The organism is Glaciecola sp. KUL10, assembly GCF_003203515.1.
Taxonomy (GTDB): Bacteria; Pseudomonadota; Gammaproteobacteria; order Enterobacterales; family Alteromonadaceae; genus Glaciecola.
Genome location: NZ_BGNG01000004.1, coordinates 73,498 through 92,985, shown reverse-complemented (window position 1 = coordinate 92,985; position 19,488 = coordinate 73,498). Strand labels below are relative to the sequence as shown.

The window sequence follows — 19,488 nt, the reverse complement described above, 5'->3', positions numbered from 1 at the left end:
AGTGCCATTTAAGACCTGCAACCCTCTATTTATATGGCTTTTACAAACAAAATATCGCAACACTTATGCGTGCTTGTATGTGGTTTCACCTTGAGAAGGCGCAAAACATCAAACGTATAATGACCAAGAAGGACTTTTATCCATGATTTACAAAATTTACAAAGCTAAACAAGCTCACTTTTTTTCAACAATCATACTGACAGGATTATTGTCATTATCGGCATGTGTATCAACCGACCCAAAACTTGGAGGTGGCGGAGGAAACTTAGTTTCCGGAGGGGCTGCTGGCGGAAATTCACAAGGTGAAAACAATCAATTGGAGAAATGTGATTCTCCATTGGGTACTGCCTCATTGTTTGAAGATACTTCCCTTGCTTGGTGGGGCGATTATCGTAAACGCTATCCACGTTTGGGTAGTACAACTCCAGTTCTCAGAACGATGATTCAACAGTCTAATTGTTTTGTGATCGTCGAAAGAGGACAGGCGATGAATGCAATGAATCGAGAGCGGCAATTGATGCAATCAGGGCAACTGCGACAAGGTTCGAATATCGGGGGAGGGCAAATGGTCGCTGCAGACTACACAATTAATCCTTCCGTACAGTTTGCAGCCAAAAATACTGGCGGCCTAAAAGGCCTCGCAGGAGGACTACTAGGCTCGGTAGGTTCAGTCATTGGTGGAGGTGTGAGTAAAAATGAGGCATCTACCAGTTTATTGTTAATAGATAATCGCTCTGGTGTTCAGGTTTCTTCTTCTGTTGGGTCAGCAGATAACTATGATTTTGATATTTTTGGTGGCATGTTTGCTGGCTTCTTAGGCGGCGGAGCGAAAGGCTTTAGCAACAGTCCGGAAGGCAAGGTATTAACAGCAGCCTTCGTGGACTCATACAACCAAATGGTGATTGCATTAAGAAATTACAAACCACAAGCAGTTGAAGGCGGCTTGGGTAAAGGTGGCACACTCACAATTGGAGGAACTGAAGATCAGATGCCACAAGCTACTGCAAATGCGAGCGCAGTGCCGATTGCGCAACCAAGCCTGACCGTCACAAAACAGCAAGCAAGTGTAACAACGATTCGACAAAGCGATACGAATACCTCTGTTCGCACCAATAATAATCTAGATGTTAACATTGATGCTTATGACAAAAATGCACTGCGTAACTATTACGAATATTTGAAAAATTTCTCAACAACTTTCTCGACTATGGGGGCACTTTCGAGCGCATCCTACGATGACAGGACCCGAAACACACTAACAATGGCAGTTAACATGTTAGCTAACATGATTACTTCAGCGAGCATAGAATTAGATGCCTGGCCATTAGAAGCAAAACGGGAAGGCTGGAAAGTTCTTGGAAAGCGCATAGAGCAATACACTAACATGTTTAACAAAAATAAAGCTTTGATCGAAAACTCAGAGGTGATTGAAGACGACATAAAAGGAATGTTCGCAAACATCACCCTACTGACCAAAGAAGATTTCTTAAACTAAGATAACCCGGACTACTTAAGCACCCCGCGCAAGGTCATCGACCTTGCGTACCACGTCAGCAAAATCGCCACCACCCAAATCACAATAGTGAAAGCAATGTTACCTGAGTTATACAAGTCATCTGGTACGTCTGACAATAATTGATAACCGAAAGATGCAACCATGCCAACTAAAGAAGCAGCAAACACATAGAACGCAAACTTAGTTCTCAAAAACAACAACAAGGATGCGGAGAAAGCGCCAAACACAGCAAGCGCCCAAATGGCACTCGCCCAAATTGGATAACTATAAAAGTATTGCCTTTGCGACTCAGTGAATACCGACATGTATGCTTCGTTATGAGTATGAGTCATTAAGAAATCAAACACTCCTCCTGAATTCCACAATGTCGCTAATATTGCAATGAGCCAAAACCACCATGCTGTTTTCGTTTTCATCTGACATCCTGATTTGTACATTTTTTGTTACATTTACAATCTTATCCGACCAAATGAAAAACCACAAATAAAGCGTGTGTATTCAAAGTTGAATCATCAACACCAGAAAACAAATACTTAATGCAATCCAGGCGATCATCAACCTAGATTCATATTTTCGAGCCATCCAAAATAATAATGGGCAGCCCACAAACACGGCTATAAAGGGTGATGAAAACCCATTTAAGAGAACCAGCGACATAAGCCCTACGAAAAGCAGCCCCAAAGGAAAGACAAATACACCAAGACGAATCAATTTGGAATCTAAATGCGCTTCATAAAAGTGAGCGTATTCATTTAAATGACGATTAACGCTGATTTGAGTACAACTAGCGAGTAACAGAATCAACATCAAGCCGATTAAATAGACAAAATTAGCATATTCAATTAACTCACCCCTTAGCGAGCCGACGGTGCTTGCAATGGTGATGAAAGACAATAAACAATTGATTAAAACCGTTTTTTGAGAAATCGCAAATTGCCACCAATAACGCAATAAAAAAGGTAACTTGGGAGATTTGACTACTGGAAAAGGACGATTCATTAATAGCAAGAATAGCGATAAATGAGTACCCAAATAATACTGTAACAGTGATAGTGGAAAGAGTGTGAGCAACAGATTAAACAGCAACAAGCCAAGCATTCTAGTCGGAAAGTAAAGCGCAACTAATGCGAAGCAAAGAAACTGACTGAGCAGTGCAAAGCCATGCGGTAGCTCACTCCAAGCAGCAATCGGCACTGAAAATATTATTGCCGCCAACAAAAAAAGTAACGGCATGCAAAGCATCATTAATACAAGATCAACAAAGTGGTGGTGTACTTTGCCAAGGCCGAGTGTGTTGATAAAGCTCTGATAATTTTCAGCATTAATCGCGGCTCTAAACAAAAATATAATAAGCGTTTGAATAGCGAACATATTAAAAGAGGTTGAGATAGCTTTGTCAGCATCATCTGGGTGCTCAAGGATAATACCTAGCCCCAATAGCACCAAATAAACCAATGCCGGAATAGCAACGCCTAAGAACGCAATAAGGCCAATCGCCAGATTTTCGATTTGAGTCATCAGGCATTTCACTTCATGCCGAAAAATTTGCCACCTTAGTGAGATATAACGCAGTTTCATTTTTTTAAATCAAACAAGTGTTTAGTCTCAAAGCTTTGTGAGTCGTAAGTATCAGGCTCATTGCTCGCAACGATAATATTGTGCGGATAATCATCAATTAGTTCCCAAAGCGCACTTAGACTCTTTGGATCCAGTGCAATATTAGGCTCATCTAATAACATTAAGGTTGGTTGACGCATGAAGGCAGTAATTAGGTGCAGCTTTTTTAGGTTACCTGCAGACAATGCCGCCACTTTTTTGGGTAGATGCTCCTCAAAATAGAGATGCTTTGTTAGTAAAACTGGCCACGTTAAGCCAAAACTTTCGCATTGCAGCTCAAGTACTTCATTTGCGCTAATAAATGGAGGAATTAAGATGCTATCGCTAGCTAAAGCAACCTTTGAGATTGGATTTTCTAAGGCTTGATTACAAAGCATAATGTGGCCGCTTTCGAACTTCTCTAGCCCTGCGATGATAGATAAGAGCGTTGTTTTACCTAAACCGTTTTCACCTAATATGCATGTTCTTCGATTACAAATGGTCGCGTCATAGTTTTCGAATATTATTTTGTCGCGCCATTTTTTATTGAGCTTATTTATCTTTAGAATTTCAGTGCTCATGTATCCCTACTCTTTGAATGGTATGCTAGATTTCAAATTTGTTACCTTGCCATTCGTTTTTCGATGACCTCTTCAATAAACGATACCCAAACCCCCTCAGGTTTCCAGATCGCTAACATGTCCTTTTTTGCGGATTCTTCTGAATCTCCCAACTCAATAACGCGATACAAATATGTAAAAACCGCCCCTCGCCAATTGAGTTTGCAATGAGTAAGCACTTTACCATCTTGGCTCATGGAGCTATTCATAAACGCCACATAGGTATCAAAGTCATCTAAGCTTGGGTTGTGCCAATCAACAGGAATGTTCTGATAGTTGAGGTTTAGCGACTGCATGAGTTGTTGTTCTTGGCTTCTATCACCTGGAATAAGATCAACGACATGACGAACGCCGCTCTCCTTCAGAAGTCTAAAGTGTTTTTTGTTTGGCTGACCCGCACTCACCATTCTATCTGAGTTTATTTGGTAGTTTTTTAAGTCTCCTAAGTCGTTCTTGAGTTCGCTACTCATTACGAAGGTGTGAACCATGAGCGAGAAAATTATGGATAGTTTGAAAAAGTAACGCATCAGCAACCTGTGTTTTTTGGAGTTCGTCTTGCAATTGTGTTGAAAAAACCCCAGTCACACCACTAATAATTGGTAAGCAAAAGTTTCTATCAAGTGACATCAAATTTTTTCACTTGACTGGGCTGCGCTTTCATTCATTAACGCTTCAAATTCTCTTGGGTTTGAATTTACCAATAAGCGCATCATCGTTTACGAAATTGAGCTCATTAATTCAGATTCACAAACTGGCCTTGTCCAAAAGTAACCTTGGCCATAGTCACAACCAATATCCAATAGCAGTTTCAGTGCTTCCTTGTCTTCTATTCCTTCAGCTACAACTTCCAAACCCAAGCTATGTGCCATGTTAATAATCGCTTGAACTAAAAGCTTATCTCGCTCATTTCGCGAAATTGGCGATACAAAGCAACGATCAATTTTTAATTTACTTGCCTTGAAGTTTCTCAAATAGCCTAAGTTTGAATAGCCCGTTCCAAAATCATCAATCGAAATACTCAGACCTAAGGCACTAAGTTGATCTATTTGAGCTGAAATATTTTGGTCTTCCTGTATCACCAAAGATTCTGTTAGTTCAAGCTCTAAGGCCTCTGGCGCTAATCCAGAACGCAACAGCGATTGTTGAACTATCTTATTGAGCTGACCATCTCTAAATTGGGCAACAGACAAATTGACCGCTACACGCATATCTGCATGCCCCATACTGCGCTGTCGCACACAAAAATCACATGCCTCGTTTAAAACCCAAGCGCCAAGACTATTGATTAAGCCACTACTTTCACATAAACCAATAAATTCGTCTGGATAAATCATACTGCCATCAGGTTGCGGCCACCTTAGTAGCGCTTCTGCACTGGTCACCTGATTGGTATTCAAATCAACAATGGGTTGATAAAACAGAGTAAACGCTTGTTCCTGCACAGCTGGTCTTAACATCTGAAGAAGTTTAAAGCGTTCTTCACTTTCGATATCTAAGATGCTCTCATAAAAGCAAAATGTATTTTTTCCATTTTTCTTTGCTCGATACATCGCAATATCAGCTTTTCTGCATAACTCTTTGAAGTCATCGATTTCACTTTTGGCAAGCGCAATCCCGATCGAAGCAGAAACGACTACTTGATTTTGTTTAAGATCAAGTACCTGATTGCATTCAACGATCAAAGCCTTCGCCAGCTTTGAAAGCTCTTCATGTGTTTGAAATGGAGCAAGAATAATAAACTCATCACCACCAAATCTGATCACTTGGTTATCTGAAGGAAGTGCGGTTTTAAAGACATTGCTTAACTTCTCTAGGACTACATCACCTGCATTATGACCAAGCGCATCATTTATAAGTTTGAAATTGTCTAAGTCTAAGAAGAGTAAAGCTAAGCTTTTGCCATTAGATTTGCAGTGAGCAGAAGTGCGAACAAATAATGTTTCTCCGTACAGCCTATTGGGTAGCTTGGTAAGACTATCGTGATTTGCCAGATACTCAACATGAGCGCGACTATGTTCTACCTTCATGTTCTCTTGATTTAACGACATTACAAGTCTTTTAATATCGTTTACCAATATATAAACACTGAACCCGATGATAGCAAAAATCACTAGTATGAATAAGACATGAGAGACACTTAATACTGGGATATTTGGCTCAATGATGCCTTGCAGACTCAAATATGCGAGTAACATTGATTGCATACTGACGATAAGAAAAACAGAAATAAATAAAACCACTCCGCCGAGTAAGGCACCAAAAATTATCAATCCTGGGTAGCCTAAGATTGCGAGATCAAACACTCCGGCACCTGTAGCAGCGAGAGCGAATAACATTGAGGATAAAGCGCTCAACATAACAAAGGCAGAAAAACCAAGCTTATTGAAAAGCGCAAGTAGCAAAGAGACAAAAAGGCAAATCAACCCACTTGCAAAAATAACTTGGGTAATATCTCGAGACACTGTGAGTGAGATCGCTAAACCAACCGCGGTTGCAGTATTTATCTGTATAAGTCTACGACGGCGAATATCATTAAAGAATTCACGTCTTTCGAGCTTATTGCTATCGCGATCTGCGATTGGTTCATCTGGCTTCATGTAAATAATCCAGCAATTTTCGCACCACAAACCTTGTTTGTTGTTACACCATTTAATCTAAGTTTATTGATAAACGCCAGTAATTTTGTGGAACGCATTTACTTATGATTTAAAGTAACTTTGTATTGCTTTTCATACAGCCATATTTACTACAATGTATAAGATATAAGTCATGGTTAATCATAATGACTATCACGAGACCAAAATGCCAACTAATGAGAAATACTTGGGTGAATTTGAACAACTGATTTTATTGGCAATCTTGAATGTCAATAATCGTGCTTATGGCACTGAAATCGCGACTACGATCTTAGAAAAAGGCCAACGAGAAGTGACACTTGGCGCGCTCTATACAAGCCTAACTCGCTTACAGACAAAAGGCCTAGTGGCTAGTGAAATGGGCGAGGCGACTGCTGAACGAGGAGGTCGAGCTAAAAAGTATTTTACGGTGACCGCGCAAGGTCAAAGTGCAATTAAAAGGAGCTTGAGCCTAATTAAAAATATGAGTAAATCATTAAACCTTAATAAAACAATGGGTGACTCAATACAGGACTTAACAGCATGAAAAGCGTGCAAACCAAAGCCAATTCAAGCGCACTTTTAAGTATCTCAAATCATATATTGAAATGGAGTTTACCCAACGATTTACATGAGCCGATTTATGGAGACCTGCATGAACAATTCCATATTATTAATAAGCAATCTGCTTTTAAGGCTTGTCTCTGGCTGATCCAACAAATCTGTTCCGTGCTATGGCACTTTTCACATTCAACACAACGAGGTACGTATATGTTTTTAATTAGTATTTTTTCAATAATAGCCATCGTGTTAATGACATTTTGGTTAGGCGGTGAGTTATCGATGTATTTTGATATTCCAAGTATTTTGATTGTGTGCCTTCCCGCAATATTAGTGTCGTTAATGGCCGTCGGCAAAGAAACCTTTATGTCATCATTCAAATTGCTATTAAATACTCATCTATTGAATGAACTTGAAGAAACTAACGAACATGTTAAGACTTTTGAGGTAATGGGCAAAACAGCAATGCTTATGGGATGGTTTGGTATAGTGACAGGTGCGATAGCGATTGCTTCGAATATTAGCGCCGAAATGTTTGCGAGTGTTTTCGGCCCAGCATTTGCGGTTATGTGCTTAACCTTGCTGTATTCTTTAATGATGAAAACTTTTTGTTATGTGGCGATATTAAGGCTTACCCGATAAGGCAATCATAAATTAGAAGGAATACTTCCGCTGTATTCCTTTTGTTTTTTATATTTTTTCATTCAAGATTGAGAGAATACTACCTGCAGCAACACCTTTTTTTAACCATGAAAAAAGGAAAATCACATGAACAAATTTAAAACCATCATGATTGCTGCAACCGCCACAGTCTTTTTATTCAACCCGACAGCTTTTGCAAACAACAAAAAATGTGACCTAAACGATGAGAGTATAACTGCTTTGACAGCAAGTCTTACTCAAGTATCAGGCAAGGTTGAACTTACAAACAAAATTAATGAAGCAAATCGTTTAATCGCTGAGTGCAGAGAGCTGTCTATTGAGTTCTTTTTCACCAATCAACCCGAAAAGCTCACTCAAACCCAAAATAAAATCGAGTCCCTCCACACTGCATTGACCACAGCGCAAGCAATCTCAGTAGCAAATACCGCCAGCCTCGCAAGCAATTTAAGTAAGATCCAAGAAAACATCAAAACACTTAAAAATACGAATGCCTTAAATTCAGCTCAACTAGATAAGCTAGTGTCAGAACTTGAGCAACAAGCAAGCGATGTCGACCAAGCCGAAACGCTTTCAGAGCTCACCGCCGCGCGAATCAAAGCCGCACTTGCAGAGTCAAAAACTAAAGAAGAAAAAGATATTAGTGACATAAAAATACCTGCTTGGAGCGCAGATGACTTTAGCTTTCAGTTCTACTCAGGCCTAGAGTACAACAAAGTTTCTGATTTGTTTTCTGACAATACTTTACGCTTTGGACTACAGAGCTATTTTAGGTGGGATGACAGTATCCAAGAAATGCGCAAAGACAAAGATAAAACACTCGGTAATAGAGGTTGGAGTTTAGCTTATGCGCCACACTTAATTCTGAACGTCGCATTAACTGGCGCAGCTGAATCTGCTCAAGTAAAAGACAATAGTGATTCAAACGCAGGTGACGGCAACGAACCGGGCAATGAGGACGGTGGAGAAGGAGGAGAAGGTGGAGAAGGTGGAGACAATCCTACCGACACGCCGATGCCTGAAGAGCCGGTAAGTAACCCCAGTACCAATAGTCTATCAGATGCAGATTTACAGGCTGTTGATTTTGAAATTGCAGCTTTTTGGCCACTCTATTTAAATACTCGAGGCACATACGAAGCTGAAACTTATAAAGAAATTGCGTTTGGTCCAATCATTTCATGGGGTGGTCGTAAAGTTGATGATATCGAATCATTTCAGCGTCGGCATTATTATGGCTTTCGTCTTGCGTTTAACGAAGAAACCTATTTTGATTTGATGAAAGGTAAGTCCGACCCTTTAAAGGGAGATCGCATGGAACTTAGAGGGCAACTTCCCGTGATGACTTTAGATACAGGCCGAGTGTTTTTAGGTGCATCTGCAAACATAGAAATAAGCAGACCAAGCGGCGAAGATGGAAAAAGTGAGTCTGAGCCAGATTCACTGCGCGTTTACCTAGTGTGGCAAACCCAATTCGAATCCATCTTCAAAAATTAACTAGATAAGAAAATGCAAAAACAAAGCCAAATGGGTATTGGGATACGCGCAAAGTATTAAACCTAGGCAGTAAACAAACTCGGATACCAACTACCCAACGTAATTCCAAAAAGGCCAATTAAAAAAATCATACCGATAAGTATTAAACAGATACTTATCGCGTACGTTTTCAACATTATGTTTGATTGAACACTTGTTAGTTTTGAAGTATCACTCAGTTGACGATGCAAACGTCGATACCATTCAAAAATAACCAATGGGAGTAAATAAGCACTTACACTCACTGCGTAAACTGTTGGTCCGGTAAAATCATCAGTGTTAACACCCAATGCCCCAAACACCATGAACCAAGCGAAAATGATCAGTCTAAAAAACAGCACACCATTAGCAGCAAGAAATAGGCGTATTGCCCATTCGCTATGCAGTTTTATATTGCGAGAACGGGCTGCTTTGACGGCTAAAAAGCTTGCTAGAAGCACAACTAATCCACTAAAAAAGGTCATGCTATGCATAAATAGGTCGCCGACCGTACCTCTGGAGGTGATGAGGTACATGCCTGCTAAGGAGATAGTGCAAGCAAGAACAACAAAAACACGTCCATTGAACTTGTGAAATACAATGAATCGCTGTCTGATTTGCGGTAGCAGTTGCAATGTACCGCCGACGATCATCACAATAGCAAGTAAAACATGCATGCCGTAAGCAAGATTTCCCAAGGTATCCCCATCTTTGAAAGCCGTATCATTAAATTTGTTCCACGCCTCAAGTTGGTTCTCTACTGTCGATAAGCCATAACCGAGGATGAGATACAGCACAAATACAATTTGCGCCGCAATAAGACTTATCAACCAAAACTGAGTACTCAGTGTTAGCGTTTTTCTTACTTTAGTTACATCAGACATCACTGTTATTCACCCCTTCACTCTATTCGTTTGCTTTTTTCAAAAGCGCATCATTCGCTAAAATTCTTACGGCCATTATTATCTCAATTAGCTTATTTAACTCCTCAATTTCCGAAAATGAATAAGCAAACTTTATGAATACATACTCTTTTACAAAGTGAATTTGCTAGCCATTTTTTAAGCACTTACACTTTAGCGCATTCACGACTTATGGTGAGCGTGTTTTTGTTTGAGAACGTCTTATGTCATCGCCTTATTTTTATCTTTTGTTAATCAGCTGTTTTTTTATGCTTACCCAGGCAATGCAGCGCAACAAAGAAACCAAACATTTTTTGTTTGCCATCTTCTGTGCCTCAATGGCAATGATGAGCCTTCAAAACATTAGTGCGTCAGTAATTGGCCCTTATCAATATTTGATTGGGCTTGGCGCATGTGCAACCTGTAATATGGTTTGGTTAATATCACGTGCCTTATTCAGGGGTAAAAATGCAATTAAGGCCGAACATATTGTTTTAGCTGCAAGCATCGGCGTTTTAGTCATGTTAAACAAAACCAATGCGCTGCTGAACGGTTTGTCGATGGATACGTTTATACTTGGACGAATGCAGGGAGCGGTGGGCGAAATACTCAACTTATTGTCATCGTCAGTGCTAGTGCTTTCAATTTGGGAGGCGTTTCGAGGATTCTCTGAAAAAAACAAATCTGAACAACTACAGCGTATTATTTTTGCAAGTGCTTTCTTATCTGGATTGTTCGCTAATATGGTGTTACCAAGCATGCTAAACAGTACATCCTTACTCAGCGAATTAACGGCTTATTTGGTGTGTATATCGGCAACAGGCATTATCGTTGCCATTCAGGTTGTACTCATGCTGCAAAAGAATGCCTCTAAGATCGAAGTGAAAGAAGCCATAAACGATTCAGCTGACAATAAGCAAAGCGTTGTATTACAAACGAGTACGAAATTAGCAAATAGCGACTCGGAGCTCAAAAACACTGACCCCGAGCTGGCAAAGTCAATTCGCATATTAATGCAAAAAGAAAAAATCTATTTAAGAGCAGATATAAAATTGATTGATATCGCACAAAGCTTAAAAGTTCCAGAATACAAAGTTAGCAGAACCATCAGGTATTGCTTCAAAGCGACTAATTTCAATAGTTTTATAAACCAATATCGCATTGAACATGCCATCACATTAATGCAGGATGCAAGCAGCCAAAATTGGAGTTTATTAGTGATCAGCTTAGAAAGTGGTTTTTCATCTTTAGCGACCTTTAATAGGGTGTTTAAAGCGACAGTTGGCGAGCAACCTAGTGAATATAAAAGGCGGTTACTCGAAGCTGATCGAACACTATTAGTGTCGCTCTAAATATTATTCAAATACTGGCCGAAAAAAACTGCGCTCATAACTAATGATACATTGAGTCTCATTGGCATATTGAAATGCCGAAATGCAAGCCGGATCTTTAAATGAATCATTCCTATAAACTTCGTATGCCGCTAAGCTTGGGAAGGTGAATAGCGCTAAGGCAATATTATTGGCTCCCTCAGATGGAAGGAAATAGCCATTATGCGAACCGCCAAATTTATTGACTAAAGGGATCCACAGCTTAGCGTAATGCTCAAACTCGCTAAGCTTAAGAGGGTCAATCTTGTATTTGATAAAGCATGTAACCAAAGTCATTCTCTAGGGTAGGGTTATTTAATGCTTTTGCCCGTCAGCCTGAATATTCTGATGATGAATATTTTCAACATCCACCGCATCGTACTCGTATTTTGCGTGACAAAATTGGCAATCCATTTTAATCGAGCCTTGTTCTGCGATGATGGCTAACAAGTCTTCTTTACTCAAAGAATGTAGCGCTGCTGAACTCCTTTCTTTCGAGCAGTCACAGAAAAACATCACTGACTTTGCTTCAAACAAACGCACTTGTTCTTCGTGATACAAACGGTGCAGTAGATCTTGTGTTTCTAAGGCAAATACTTCATCAACTTTAAGCGTCTGTGCCAATGCACCTAAGTGTTCAAACTCAAGGTTTTCTTGCGATTGTGAGGTTTCACTGGTTTCAGGCACAACTTGTAATAAGAAACCACCCGCCAACGCGCTATTGTCTTGTTGTGTATACAATTCCACCTTAGTCAGAAGTTGTTCTGATTGTAAAAAGTAGTCTTCTAAACACTCTGCGAGTGTGGGCTTGTCTAAGGCAACAATCCCTTGGTAACGCTCGCCATCTTTAGGCGCCAGCGTAATAGCTAAATAGCCTTTCTCGAACAGGCCTTGAAAGTTATCTGGCAAGGATTCGACACTTTCATCCCAACGTGCAACGCCGCGCAACTTCTGATCATGCGAGCCGTTGATCACTGCATAATTCACGATGCCTTGAGATTGAATTTGCATCGCGATTTCGCCTTCAAACTTAAGGGTTGCAGTGAGCAAACTAGCTGCAGCCATCAACTCACCCATTAATTTTTGAATGGGCACGGGGTAATGATACGAAGACAAAATACTTTGGTAGCTATCCTTTAAGCGAACCAATTCGCCTCTCACGTTTTTATCTTCAAATAAAAATCTGTCTAAACTGTCGTATTTAATACTCATACAAAGACTCTGTTTGTTTAAATCTGTTACGTTGAACAACTTAACTTAAAGCTGTTTAAACTTAATAATCTGACGGCGCTGTTTTTTATCCGGACGCTGATCAGGTCTTGGACTATGAAAAATGCTTAACTTGCGTGCTGCGGCGTTCTTTTCCCGCTGAGCAACACTTTCGGGTGTTTCTTCGTACATTAACTGAGCAAGTGCAGCACCTTTTCGTTGCCCTGCTAATTGTTTAACGATAATCGTTTTTGTGTCGAAGCCTGCGGGCACTTTTATTACCGCATTTACTTCTACCACTTTGCTGGGTTTAGCTCGTTGCTGATTATACTGAACCTTGCCAGATTGCACTAATTCTCTTGCGATGCTTCGAGTTTTGCAAAACCGAGCAGCCCATAACCATTTATCAAGGCGTATGTCATTATCAGCTTCTTTTGCCGCATTTTGCAGACTTTGTTGATCGCTTTTCGCACTTTTTCGTTTTTTCATAGTCTCTATTATATAAATTTTCTATGACGTTTTGTGTTTTCGTGTTGTAGGTAAACCAACGACTAGCTATGATGTGCTTTTTACTAGCGCACTAACGCATAACAACAAGCAGTGAATGACCGTCGATAATTTCTCATTTGCACCATTACAGCGTGCATATCAACAACATCAAGACAAGTTAATCCTAATTATAGTGGTTTTATTGTCTTTGTACCTCATCGCATTTCTAGCCGAGGTAACATGGCGCTTGTTGGATAATTCTCAAGGGCAAGTAACACAAAATAACGTGACGAGTCGTGTAAATGTGCAAAATCAAAACAACACGCGAACAGACCTAAGTGAATTAAAACGTCTTAATTTATTCGGTAACGCAAGTGAAGAACCCGCGCCAGTTGTTGAACAAGCCGTTACTGAAGCACCTGAAACTAAACTAAACCTCACTTTAACAGGGGTAGTTTCAAGCAGTTCACCCAAACTAGGCGCCGCTATTATTCAGCGAAACAACGTGCAAAATACCTATGGAATTGGAGACAAAATAGACGGTACCAATGCGACGCTAGACGAGATTTATGTCGACCGAGTGATTATCAAAAACAGATTGGTGCGCGAAACACTGATGCTAGACGGCATTGATTTTGATGAAGCCAACAAACAACAGCAACGTCAGGCTCAGTCTCGTCAGGCACAAACAGCTAATTCTCCGAGAACACCAAACACGCAAGTGACACGAACACAACGAATTGAAGCGAATAGAGAAGTTCAAGATATGCGCCGAAGCATGGTCGAATCTCCTACCAGCTTTGCCGATTTTATTTCTATTAAACCACATGCACCCGATGGTGAAATGGTGGGTTATAGAGTCTCGCCAGGTAAACAGGCTGAATTTTTCAAGATGGTCGGTTTGCGCAGTGGTGACATCATTACTGAAATTAACGGGCTTGATTTGTCCGATTTGCAACAATCATTAGAAGCGATTGAAGCACTAAAAGAATCACAATCTTTACAGATGGAAATTATCCGCTCGGGCGAACCAATCTCCTTAGATATCGACATGCCAGAGCCAGAAGAGTCATGAAAAAGGGCAGTAATATGAGGCTGAACAGCCAAGCAATTAAGACGCTAAAGCGCACTTTACAAGCATCGCTTTTAATTGGAGCTTTGTTTACCAGTAGTGCACTTATTGCAACAGAATACTCTCCCAACTTTAAAAACACAGAAATTACTGAGTTTATTAATATAGTTGGTAAAAATCTCAAAAAGACGATCATCGTTGACCCAAATGTGCGCGGTAAAATAAGCGTTAGAAGTTATGACTTACTCACTGAGGACCAATACTACCAGTTCTTTTTAAACGTACTTCAAGTTTATGATTATGCAGTCGTTGAGATGCCGTCGGGTATTCTCAAGGTTGTTCGCTCCAAAGATGCCAAGACTTCAAATATTCCCGTTGTAGAAGGCGCTAATTTAGACGGCGATGAAATGATCACTCGGGTTATGCCGGTGTATAACGTACCAGTGCGTGAACTTGCACCAATTCTTCGTCAGTTAAATGATCAAGCAGGTGGCGGTAATGTTGTGAGTCACGACCCATCAAACGTGATGATGCTTACAGGTCGTGCAGCCGTTGTTAACCGTCTTGTTGAAATCATCGAGCGCGTTGACCAAGCTGGTGATGAAGAAGTAGAAGTAGTCAAACTTCAGTTTGCTTCTGCGGGCGAAATGGTTCGCATTATAGAAAGTATTAACAAATCCCAAGGCAAAGCGAACAATGTTGGTAAATCTGAGCCTAGAGTGGTAGCAGATGATCGAACGAACAGCATCATTGTGTCTGGTGATGTTAAGGCTCGACAAAGGTTGATTAACCTTATTAAACGCATGGACCAAGAACTCGAAACAAGCGGTAATACACGAGTTATTTTCCTAAATTATGCACGTGCAGAAGACTTAGTAAAGGTACTACAAGGCGTCTCTGCAAGCATTCAAGCCGAAACACAAGGTAGCGGCACGCAGGCAAGACGATCTAGCTCTACTCGTGACGTTAGTATCGACTTCCACGAAGACTCTAACTCATTAGTAATTACAGCCGAACCCGACATGATGCGTTCATTAGAGGAGGTCATCAGACAACTTGATGTTCGCCGTGCGCAAGTTCAAGTTGAAGCGATCATCGTAGAAGTGTTTGAAGGCGATGGCGTATCACTTGGTGTGCAGTGGGTCTCAGAAGAAGGCGGAGGTACACAGTTTACCAATGGCGTAGTACCTGTAGGTTCACTCGGCGTTGCCCTTCGTGAAGCAGAGGATACAGAAATTCTTGGTAGTACAACAACCGCTAATGGTGAAGTCGTGGCGACCGTGACTACACAAGAAGGTAACCTAACACCTTTGGCACAACTTTTAGGTGGTGTGAACGGTATGATCGCTGGCATCATCAAAGACGGTTGGGGCGCGGTTGTGCAAGCCGTTAGCACAGATACCAACTCGAATATTCTTGCTACACCACATCTTACAACGCTCGACAATGAAGAAGCGTTCTTTATCGTCGGTCAAGAAGTGCCGATAATCACGGGCTCTTCAACAGGTACTAACAACTCAAATCCATTCCAAACTGTTGAACGAAAAGAAGTGGGTATTAAACTTAAAGTCACGCCACAGATCAACGAAGGTGATGCGGTTCAGATGGTGATTGAACAAGAAGTGTCAAGCATCAGTGGTGCAACGTCGGTCGACGTCTTACTCAACAAACGTGAAATAAAAACGACTGTGATTGTTGACGACGGTGGCACAATTGTTCTGGGCGGATTAATCGACGAAGATGTTCAAGAAAGTGTCTCTAAAGTGCCCTTCCTCGGCGATATTCCATTTTTAGGTCATTTGTTTAAATCAACCTCGACAAGCAAGCGCAAACGTAATTTGATGGTGTTTATTCGCCCAACGATTGTGAGGGATGGCGTGACAATGAACAAAATCAGTCATCGCAAATACAATTACATCCGAGCACAGCAACTCGACCGCCAAGCGGACGGCATTCCACTGATGCCAGGTGCACAAGGCCCAAGTATTCCAAACTGGGATGACGCATTAGTATTACCACCTTCGTTTGAAGAATACATTGAAAATCGAGAGAAGGAAGGCAACAACTAATGCAGGACAAAGTTGAAGCCACTACTGACGAAGCGCACTTGCAATCGCCCGATTTAGGCGAAGCAGATGTTGAAACAATGGTCAATGGTACATCACAATTGCCTTTCGGTTTTGCAAAGCGCTTCCAGGTTCTACTTGATGTAGAAACCGATCCAGTCACGGTGCTGCATACTCAATCAACAGAGTTTCAAGCCTTTGCCGAAGTAAGACGATTCTTGGGTCAAGCGATGCAGCTTCAAGAAATACCCGAAGATCAGTTTGAATCCACGCTGACTAACTCTTTTCAGCGCGATTCAACCGCCGCTAAGCAATTGATGGAAGATATCGGGAATGAAAGCGACCTTTTTTCACTGGCTGAAGACTTGCCCGACACAGAAGACCTGCTCGAAAGTGAAGATGACGCACCTATCATTAAACTAATCAACGCCATGTTAGGCGAGGCGATAAAAGAAGGTGCATCAGATATTCATATCGAGACTTTCGAAAACCAATTGGTCGTTAGGTTTAGAGTCGACGGTGTGTTACGAGAAATCTTGCGTCCCAATCGCAAAATGTCTTCGATGTTGGTGTCGCGTATCAAAGTCATGTCAAAAATGGACATTGCTGAAAAACGCGTGCCACAAGACGGAAGAATTAGTTTAAGAATCGCGGGTCGTGCCGTTGATGTGCGTGTTTCAACTATGCCATCTAGTCATGGTGAGCGCGTGGTTTTACGTTTATTAGATAAAAACAATGCGCGTCTAAACCTAGAAGACTTGGGCATGACGCTCAATAACCGAGAACACTTTTCTGGGCTTATTCGCAAACCCCACGGTATTATGCTCGTTACTGGCCCAACAGGTTCTGGTAAAAGTACAACCTTGTACGCAGGCTTGAGTGAAATTAACTCCAAAGACCGCAATATCTTAACCGTCGAAGATCCTATCGAATTTGATTTAGAAGGCATTGGTCAAACACAAGTTAATCCGCGTGTTGATATGACCTTTGCGCGTGGGCTTCGTGCTATTTTGCGCCAAGACCCAGACGTTGTGATGGTCGGTGAAATACGCGATGTTGAAACCGCACAAATTGCCGTTCAAGCAAGTTTAACCGGTCACTTAGTATTGTCTACTTTGCACACGAATACTGCAGCGGGTGCCATTACGCGTTTAGAAGATATGGGTATCGAGCCCTTCTTGTTGTCTTCGTCGCTTTTATCAGTGCTTTCTCAGCGCTTGGTAAGAACACTATGTCCAAGCTGTAAAAAGCCACACCAACCCACAGCAAAAGAAAAAGAAACCCTTGGGTTATCAGCAGATGACAATCAAATCATCTATTCACCCGTTGGCTGCGTCGAATGTAATCATACAGGTTACCGAGGCAGAACAGGCATTCATGAGCAATTGATTATCGATGACAAAATCCGTGAAATGATGCACGAAGGACGCGGCGAACAAGCCGTCGAAAAATATGTCAGAGGTTTCACGCCCAGTATTCGCCAAGACGGTTGTGACAAAGTGATTCAAGGCATCACATCGCTTGAAGAAGTGTTACGTGTAACAAGAGAGGAGTAACATGGCAGCCTTCGCTTATAAAGCTATGTTTGCCAATGGCAAAGCCAAAACAGGTGTACTTGAAGGGGATAACCCTAGGCAAATTCGCCAGCAATTGAGAGATATGAGCTTGATTCCTTTAGAAGTCGAGCAAGTTGCAGAACAAGAGAAGAAAAGTCGCACCCAATTTACCCTATTTAAAACCACGATTTCGGCTGCTGAACTGGCACTGCTCACGCGTCAAATGGCGACCCTAATCGAATCAGCCTTACCGATCGAAGAAGCGCTTTTAGCCGTCGCAGAACAGTGCGAAAAACCTCGTCATAAAAACATGATGATGGCGGTTCGAAGTAAAGTCGTTGAAGGTCATGCTTTTGCCGATGCACTCGCCGAATTTCCTCATGTATTTGATGATTTATATCGTGCAATGGTCGCTGCAGGTGAAAAATCAGGCCACCTTGATGTTGTGTTAAGTCGTCTTGCTGACTACACCGAAAAACGCCAGCAGACTCGCAGCCAAATCACGCAAGCCATGGTTTACCCCTTGCTCATGATGTTCTTTTCACTCGCGATTGTATTAATGTTATTGACCATCGTGGTGCCCAAAATCGTCGGTCAGTTTGAAAATATGGGGCAAGAGCTGCCGACAATCACACAAATTCTGATCGGGATCAGTGAATGGGTGCAAAACTATGGCCTGTTTGCAGGTATCGCTTTGGTGCTGATCGGATTTGGCATCAAACGCTTATTAACGGTTCCGAAGATCAGGCTTAAATATCATCAAAATTTATTGAATATGCCGTTCATTGGTCGCTTATCTCGTGGTATCAATACTGCTCGTTTTGCACGCACCTTAAGTATTTTATCTGCCTCGGCAGTGCCCTTGTTAGAATCAATGAGAATTTCAGGTGATGTTTTAGAGAACCTTTATATCAAAGAGAAGGTCAAAGAAGCCGCGGTAAATGTCAAAGAAGGTGCAAGTTTGCGCAATTCATTAGGGCAAACCAAGATATTTCCGCCAATGATGATGCACATGATTGCATCTGGCGAAAAGTCGGGCGAGCTTCAACAAATGCTTGGCCGTGCAGCTGACAACCAAGACCGCGAGTTTGAATCAATCGTGGGAATGTCCTTAAAGGTCTTTGAACCAATGTTGATTGTCACCATGGCGGTCATCGTTTTATTTATAGTCATGGCTATATTGCAACCAATTTTAGCACTTAACAACTTAGTAGGTTAATTAATGGATACTCGTTTAACTCATTCAATCGTTTCAACTAAACAAACAATAGCCGCTGGTATGCAGCGCGGGTTTAGCTTGATAGAAATCATGGTCGTATTATTCATTATCGGCATCATGGCTGCGTTAGTAGCACCACAAATATTAGGCAACCAAGAAACCGCTCAAATTAAGAAAGCCGCGGTTGATATTCAACAGCTTGAAGGTGCATTAGAGATGTACAAACTGCGCACCAACCGTTTTCCTACGACCGAACAGGGGCTTGACGCACTGATTTCAATACCAACAATTGATCCCATCCCAAGAAACTACCCAGAAGAAGGCTTTATCAGACGTCTACCTGAAGATCCATGGGGCAATCCTTATCAATTACTTAGCCCAGGTGAAATTGGCACCATCGACATCTATTCATTTGGACCTGATCTGCAAGAAGGCACCGATGATGATATCGGTACTTGGAACATTAATGATTACTTGCAATAAACACTTTCGATTAGTGTTGTAGTCAGTATCCAAACCAAACAG

General features: G+C 41.4%; 19 protein-coding genes. 10 read left to right on the top strand and 9 right to left on the bottom strand.

Annotated elements, in window-relative coordinates; translation table 11 throughout:
* Positions 1-142 precede the first annotated feature (142 nt).
* On the top strand, positions 143-1,495 hold the full coding sequence (locus KUL10_RS08540) for a CsgG/HfaB family protein (protein WP_110428505.1): 1,353 nt from the start codon (positions 143-145) through the stop codon (positions 1,493-1,495).
* Between the two features lie 11 nt (positions 1,496-1,506).
* Here the strand turns inward: KUL10_RS08540 and KUL10_RS08535 are convergent, their stop codons facing one another.
* From KUL10_RS08535 to KUL10_RS08515, 5 genes are all read right to left on the bottom strand, one after another.
* Positions 1,507-1,932, bottom strand: a complete 426-nt coding sequence (locus KUL10_RS08535; RefSeq protein ID WP_110428504.1) for a hypothetical protein — start codon at positions 1,930-1,932, stop codon at positions 1,507-1,509.
* 82 nt (positions 1,933-2,014) lie between these two features.
* On the bottom strand, positions 2,015-3,094 hold the full coding sequence (locus KUL10_RS08530) for a DUF6136 family protein (RefSeq protein WP_255417687.1): 1,080 nt from the start codon (positions 3,092-3,094) through the stop codon (positions 2,015-2,017).
* Complete coding sequence (locus KUL10_RS08525) at positions 3,091-3,693, bottom strand: ATP-binding cassette domain-containing protein (protein ID WP_110428502.1); 603 nt, start codon at positions 3,691-3,693, stop codon at positions 3,091-3,093. The genes KUL10_RS08530 and KUL10_RS08525 overlap by 4 nt, the downstream gene beginning before the upstream one ends.
* Before the next feature lie 41 nt (positions 3,694-3,734).
* Positions 3,735-4,202, bottom strand: coding sequence for a protein tyrosine phosphatase family protein (locus KUL10_RS08520; protein WP_110428501.1), 468 nt, complete (start codon positions 4,200-4,202; stop codon positions 3,735-3,737).
* A gap of 246 nt (positions 4,203-4,448) precedes the next feature.
* Positions 4,449-6,329 (bottom strand): bifunctional diguanylate cyclase/phosphodiesterase, encoded by a 1,881-nt coding sequence (locus KUL10_RS08515; RefSeq protein ID WP_110428500.1) that lies wholly within the window; start codon positions 6,327-6,329, stop codon positions 4,449-4,451.
* Between the two features lie 172 nt (positions 6,330-6,501).
* Here KUL10_RS08515 and KUL10_RS08510 point away from each other — a divergent pair, with 172 nt between their 5' ends.
* The 3 genes from KUL10_RS08510 (at position 6,502) to KUL10_RS18615 (ending at position 9,062) form a co-directional block, all read left to right on the top strand.
* Complete coding sequence (locus KUL10_RS08510; protein WP_233499758.1) at positions 6,502-6,894, top strand: PadR family transcriptional regulator; 393 nt, start codon at positions 6,502-6,504, stop codon at positions 6,892-6,894.
* Entirely contained in the window at positions 6,891-7,550 is a 660-nt protein-coding gene (locus KUL10_RS08505) for a MotA/TolQ/ExbB proton channel family protein (protein WP_110428499.1), read from the top strand. The genes KUL10_RS08510 and KUL10_RS08505 overlap by 4 nt, the downstream gene beginning before the upstream one ends.
* Positions 7,551-7,676: 126 nt before the next feature.
* Positions 7,677-9,062 (top strand): hypothetical protein, encoded by a 1,386-nt coding sequence (locus KUL10_RS18615; RefSeq protein ID WP_158525349.1) that lies wholly within the window; start codon positions 7,677-7,679, stop codon positions 9,060-9,062.
* Positions 9,063-9,124: 62 nt separating this feature from the next.
* Here the strand turns inward: KUL10_RS18615 and KUL10_RS08490 are convergent, their stop codons facing one another.
* Positions 9,125-9,964 carry a DUF2306 domain-containing protein gene (locus KUL10_RS08490; protein ID WP_110428497.1) on the bottom strand — a complete coding sequence of 280 codons (840 nt, stop codon included), beginning with the start codon at positions 9,962-9,964 and terminating at the stop codon, positions 9,125-9,127.
* Positions 9,965-10,251: 287 nt separating this feature from the next.
* Between KUL10_RS08490 and KUL10_RS08485 the strand changes: the two genes are divergently transcribed.
* Positions 10,252-11,334, top strand: coding sequence for an AraC family transcriptional regulator (locus KUL10_RS08485; RefSeq protein ID WP_158525348.1), 1,083 nt, complete (start codon positions 10,252-10,254; stop codon positions 11,332-11,334).
* Positions 11,335-11,337: 3 nt separating this feature from the next.
* Here the strand turns inward: KUL10_RS08485 and KUL10_RS08480 are convergent, their stop codons facing one another.
* From KUL10_RS08480 to hslR, 3 genes are read right to left on the bottom strand one after another with little or no spacing between them, the layout of a single operon-like run.
* Positions 11,338-11,643: an NIPSNAP family protein gene (locus tag KUL10_RS08480; protein ID WP_110428709.1), complete on the bottom strand. Its 306-nt coding sequence runs from the start codon at positions 11,641-11,643 to the stop codon at positions 11,338-11,340.
* 24 nt (positions 11,644-11,667) lie between these two features.
* Positions 11,668-12,564, bottom strand: a complete 897-nt coding sequence (hslO, locus tag KUL10_RS08475; protein WP_199509207.1) for an Hsp33 family molecular chaperone HslO — start codon at positions 12,562-12,564, stop codon at positions 11,668-11,670.
* 45 nt (positions 12,565-12,609) lie between these two features.
* Entirely contained in the window at positions 12,610-13,050 is a 441-nt protein-coding gene (gene hslR, locus KUL10_RS08470; RefSeq protein WP_110428495.1) for a ribosome-associated heat shock protein Hsp15, read from the bottom strand.
* Positions 13,051-13,165: 115 nt separating this feature from the next.
* Between hslR and gspC the strand changes: the two genes are divergently transcribed.
* The 5 genes from gspC (at position 13,166) to gspG (ending at position 19,446) form a co-directional block, all read left to right on the top strand.
* On the top strand, positions 13,166-14,125 hold the full coding sequence (gene gspC, locus KUL10_RS08465; RefSeq protein ID WP_110428494.1) for a type II secretion system protein GspC: 960 nt from the start codon (positions 13,166-13,168) through the stop codon (positions 14,123-14,125).
* Positions 14,126-14,139: 14 nt separating this feature from the next.
* Entirely contained in the window at positions 14,140-16,191 is a 2,052-nt protein-coding gene (gene gspD, locus KUL10_RS08460) for a type II secretion system secretin GspD (RefSeq protein ID WP_110428707.1), read from the top strand.
* 77 nt (positions 16,192-16,268) lie between these two features.
* Positions 16,269-17,744 carry a type II secretion system ATPase GspE gene (gene gspE / locus KUL10_RS08455; protein WP_158525360.1) on the top strand — a complete coding sequence of 492 codons (1,476 nt, stop codon included), beginning with the start codon at positions 16,269-16,271 and terminating at the stop codon, positions 17,742-17,744.
* 1 nt (position 17,745) lies between these two features.
* Positions 17,746-18,963 (top strand): type II secretion system inner membrane protein GspF, encoded by a 1,218-nt coding sequence (gspF, locus tag KUL10_RS08450; RefSeq protein WP_110428492.1) that lies wholly within the window; start codon positions 17,746-17,748, stop codon positions 18,961-18,963.
* 60 nt (positions 18,964-19,023) lie between these two features.
* Positions 19,024-19,446, top strand: a complete 423-nt coding sequence (gspG, locus tag KUL10_RS08445) for a type II secretion system major pseudopilin GspG (protein ID WP_110428706.1) — start codon at positions 19,024-19,026, stop codon at positions 19,444-19,446.
* Positions 19,447-19,488: the final 42 nt, after the last annotated feature.

Coding starts and splice junctions, on each gene's coding strand:
- KUL10_RS08505 (WP_110428499.1), top strand. CDS start 6,891: ATGAAAAGCGTGCAAACCAAAGCCAATTCAAGCGCACTTTTAAGTATC.
- gspF (WP_110428492.1), top strand. CDS start 17,746: ATGGCAGCCTTCGCTTATAAAGCTATGTTTGCCAATGGCAAAGCCAAA.
- KUL10_RS08535 (WP_110428504.1), bottom strand. CDS start 1,932: ATGAAAACGAAAACAGCATGGTGGTTTTGGCTCATTGCAATATTAGCG.
- KUL10_RS08515 (WP_110428500.1), bottom strand. CDS start 6,329: ATGAAGCCAGATGAACCAATCGCAGATCGCGATAGCAATAAGCTCGAA.
- KUL10_RS08520 (WP_110428501.1), bottom strand. CDS start 4,202: ATGAGTAGCGAACTCAAGAACGACTTAGGAGACTTAAAAAACTACCAA.
- KUL10_RS08540 (WP_110428505.1), top strand. CDS start 143: ATGATTTACAAAATTTACAAAGCTAAACAAGCTCACTTTTTTTCAACA.
- KUL10_RS08485 (WP_158525348.1), top strand. CDS start 10,252: ATGCTTACCCAGGCAATGCAGCGCAACAAAGAAACCAAACATTTTTTG.
- KUL10_RS08510 (WP_233499758.1), top strand. CDS start 6,502: ATGGTTAATCATAATGACTATCACGAGACCAAAATGCCAACTAATGAG.
- KUL10_RS08490 (WP_110428497.1), bottom strand. CDS start 9,964: ATGTCTGATGTAACTAAAGTAAGAAAAACGCTAACACTGAGTACTCAG.
- gspE (WP_158525360.1), top strand. CDS start 16,269: ATGGTCAATGGTACATCACAATTGCCTTTCGGTTTTGCAAAGCGCTTC.
- gspC (WP_110428494.1), top strand. CDS start 13,166: ATGACCGTCGATAATTTCTCATTTGCACCATTACAGCGTGCATATCAA.
- KUL10_RS08530 (WP_255417687.1), bottom strand. CDS start 3,094: ATGAAACTGCGTTATATCTCACTAAGGTGGCAAATTTTTCGGCATGAA.
- hslR (WP_110428495.1), bottom strand. CDS start 13,050: ATGAAAAAACGAAAAAGTGCGAAAAGCGATCAACAAAGTCTGCAAAAT.
- gspD (WP_110428707.1), top strand. CDS start 14,140: ATGAGGCTGAACAGCCAAGCAATTAAGACGCTAAAGCGCACTTTACAA.
- gspG (WP_110428706.1), top strand. CDS start 19,024: ATGCAGCGCGGGTTTAGCTTGATAGAAATCATGGTCGTATTATTCATT.
- KUL10_RS08525 (WP_110428502.1), bottom strand. CDS start 3,693: ATGAGCACTGAAATTCTAAAGATAAATAAGCTCAATAAAAAATGGCGC.
- KUL10_RS18615 (WP_158525349.1), top strand. CDS start 7,677: ATGAACAAATTTAAAACCATCATGATTGCTGCAACCGCCACAGTCTTT.
- hslO (WP_199509207.1), bottom strand. CDS start 12,564: ATGAGTATTAAATACGACAGTTTAGACAGATTTTTATTTGAAGATAAA.